Source organism: Saccharomonospora saliphila YIM 90502 (genome assembly GCF_000383795.1).
In the GTDB taxonomy this organism is placed as follows: domain Bacteria; phylum Actinomycetota; class Actinomycetes; order Mycobacteriales; family Pseudonocardiaceae; genus Saccharomonospora; species Saccharomonospora saliphila.
Genome location: NZ_KB912702.1, coordinates 2,846 through 5,936, shown reverse-complemented (window position 1 = coordinate 5,936; position 3,091 = coordinate 2,846). Strand labels below are relative to the sequence as shown.

The following is a 3,091-nucleotide window of genomic DNA, read 5'->3' as shown; positions in this document are numbered from 1 at the left end:
GTCACCGTCGGTCAGCGGCTGGATGCGGACGCCGTGGGTGGTGGGCTCGGAGCGCGCGCCGAGGGCGTCGAGCGCGGCCAGCATCAGGCGGGTGTCGCGGGAGTCGAGCGGCTCGCGCACCACCGTCTCGCCGCGGGACAGCGCCGCGAGCACGTAGGCGCGATTGGTGATCGACTTGGAGCCCGGCACGCGCACCGTGGCGTCGAGCTGCTCGGTGGCCGCCGGAGCGGCCCAGAAGGTGTCCTCGCCCACGCGCTCACTCTGGCACAGGAAGGGGCCGTCGTCACAGGGCAGCCGTCGGGCACGGGGGCCGCGGAGTGCGATAAGGTGGAAGCCCGTGGGACTTCAGCCGCGGACTACCAAGTACGTCTTTGTCACCGGAGGCGTCGCCTCCTCCCTGGGTAAGGGACTCACCGCTTCCAGCCTGGGGCAACTGCTCACCGCTCGCGGACTCCGGGTCACGATGCAGAAGCTCGACCCGTATCTCAACGTCGACCCCGGGACGATGAACCCGTTCCAGCACGGCGAGGTCTTCGTCACCGAGGACGGCGCCGAGACGGACCTGGACATCGGGCACTACGAGCGCTTCCTCGACCGCGACCTGACCGGCACCGCCAACGTCACCACGGGACAGGTGTACTCGTCGGTCATCGCCAAGGAGCGCCGCGGCGAGTACCTGGGCGACACGGTCCAGGTCATCCCGCACATCACCGACGAGATCAAGTCACGGATCATGGCGGTGGCCACCGACGACGGCAGCGGAACGCGGCCGGACGTGGTCATCACCGAGGTCGGCGGCACGGTGGGTGACATCGAATCGCTGCCCTTCCTCGAGGCCTGCCGCCAGGTGCGGCACGACGTGGGCCGGGACAACTGCTTCTTCCTGCACGTGTCGCTCGTGCCGTTCCTCGCGCCCTCGGGGGAGTTGAAGACCAAGCCCACCCAGCACTCGGTGGCCGCGCTGCGCAACATCGGTATCCAGCCGGACGCGCTGGTGTGCCGGGCCGACCGCGACCTGTCCGAGGACCTCAAGCGCAAGATCGGCCTGATGTGCGACGTGGAGACCGAGGCCGTGATCGCGTGCCCGGACGCCCCGTCCATCTACGACATCCCCAAGGTGCTGCACGGTGAGGCGCTGGACGCCTACGTGGTGCGGCGGCTCGGGTTGCCGTTCCGCGACGTCGACTGGACGGTGTGGGGCGATCTGCTGGGCCGTGTGCATCACCCGTCGGAGCGCGTCCGGGTGGCACTGGTCGGCAAGTACGTCGACCTGCCGGATGCCTATCTCTCGGTCACCGAGGCACTGCGCGCGGGTGGATTCGCCCACCACGCCAAGGTCGAGATCGTGTGGGTGCCCTCCGACGAGGCCACCACGCCCGCCGGTGCCGCCGCAGCGCTGTCCGGTGTGGACGGAATCCTCGTGCCGGGCGGGTTCGGCATCCGCGGGATCGAGGGCAAGATCGGCGCCATCCACTACGCGCGGACGCACGGCATCCCGGTGCTCGGGCTGTGCCTCGGACTCCAGTGCATGGTGATCGAGGCCGCGCGCCACCTCGCGGGGATCGAGGACGCCAACTCCGCGGAGTTCGACGAGAACACGCCGAACCCGGTGATCTCGACGATGGTCACGCAGAAGGACGTGGTCGCCGGTGAACGGGACATGGGCGGCACGATGCGGCTGGGTGCCTACCCCGCGCGGCTCGTGGAGGGCTCGCAGGTGGCAGCCGCCTACGGCGCGAGCGAGATCTCCGAGCGGCACCGGCACCGCTACGAGGTCAACAACACCTATCGCGCGCGGCTGTCCGAGGCCGGGTTGGTCTTCTCCGGGGTGTCGCCGGACGAACGGCTCGTGGAGTTCGTGGAACTGCCGAAGGAACAGCACCCGTTCTTCGTGGGCACGCAGGCGCATCCGGAGCTGAAGTCGCGGCCCACGCGCCCGCACCCGCTGTTCGACGCCTTCGTTCGCGCGGTGGTGGACTACCGCACCGCCGAGCGGCTGCCCGTGGAGCTGCCCGGGACCGCGGTGGGTGCGCGGTGAGCGAGCCGGGCAGCCACGAGTTCTCCGTGGTGTCCTCCGAGGACGTCCACATCGGACGTGTCGTGGGACTCCGCGTCGACGAGGTGCTGATGCCGGGCGGGGACATCGCGCGCCGCGAGGTCGTGGAACACCTCGGCGCGGTGGCGGTGTGCGCGGTCGACGACGACGACTCGGTCACGCTGGTGCGGCAGTACCGCCACCCGCTCGGCGACCGGCTGTGGGAACTGCCCGCCGGGCTCCTCGACGCCGACGGTGAACAGCCCGTCGAGACCGCGCGACGCGAGCTCGTCGAGGAGGCGGGCCTGCGGGCCGACCGCTGGGAGACGCTGGTCGACGTGGCCGCCTCACCCGGGTTCACCGACGAGGTCCTCCGGGTCTTCCTCGCGCGGGAGTTGACGGTGGTGGACCGGCAGGCCCACGGCGAGGAGGAAGCCGACCTGGTGGTGACCCGGGTCCCGCTGGACGAGGCGGTGCGCATGGTGCTCGCCGGAGAGATCGTCAACGGGGCCACCGTCGGGGGTCTGCTCGCCGCGCACGCGGTGTTGCGCACCGGACTGGACACGCGGCCGACCGACGCCGAGTGGCGATACCGCCCCACCCGGTTCTCCGCGCGTCTCCGGTAACGGCGTCTCCGGTCACGGCGTCTCGGCGGCCAGGGACGGGCGCGCCGCGCCGGGGCCGCGACACGCGGCCGTGAGGCTCCCGTGCCGGGAGCGGCCGGCCTCTAGAGTGGACGCGTGGCACGGGGCGGGCCGAGCGGTGCGGAAGCGGACACCGTGGGCGGGGTCGTCACGGCGTATCTGAACCACCTCGTCGTGGAACGGGGGATCGCCCGGAACACCCTGGACGGCTACGCGCGCGACTTGCGGCGCTACACGGAGCACCTGAGCCGGGCCGGGGTCACCCGGATCACCGACGTCACCGCGGGGCACGTGACGCGGTTCGCGGTGACCCTGCGCGACGGCGAGGAGGGACACCATCCGCTGGCCGAGTCGTCGGCGGCACGGGCCCTCGCCGCGGTGCGCGGGCTGCACCGCTTCGCCCACGCCGACG

3 protein-coding genes and 1 pseudogene are annotated in these 3,091 nt (G+C 71.6%); 3 read left to right on the top strand and 1 reads right to left on the bottom strand.

What is annotated here, in order from left to right:
• Positions 1–252, bottom strand: a pseudogene (locus SACSA_RS0116190) (3-phosphoshikimate 1-carboxyvinyltransferase); the annotation flags it as partial.
• An 85-nt stretch (positions 253–337) separates the two neighbouring features.
• Between SACSA_RS0116190 and SACSA_RS0116185 the strand changes: the two are divergent.
• From SACSA_RS0116185 to SACSA_RS23390, 3 genes are all read left to right on the top strand, one after another.
• A complete protein-coding gene (locus SACSA_RS0116185; RefSeq protein WP_083940278.1) occupies positions 338–2,038 on the top strand; it encodes a CTP synthase in 1,701 nt (566 codons plus the stop codon).
• On the top strand, positions 2,035–2,661 hold the full coding sequence (locus SACSA_RS0116180; protein ID WP_019818729.1) for an NUDIX domain-containing protein: 627 nt from the start codon (positions 2,035–2,037) through the stop codon (positions 2,659–2,661). The genes SACSA_RS0116185 and SACSA_RS0116180 overlap by 4 nt, the downstream gene beginning before the upstream one ends.
• Positions 2,662–2,775: 114 nt before the next feature.
• Positions 2,776–3,091: site-specific integrase (locus tag SACSA_RS23390; protein WP_048876891.1), on the top strand; the 316-nt coding region annotated here is incomplete at its 3' end.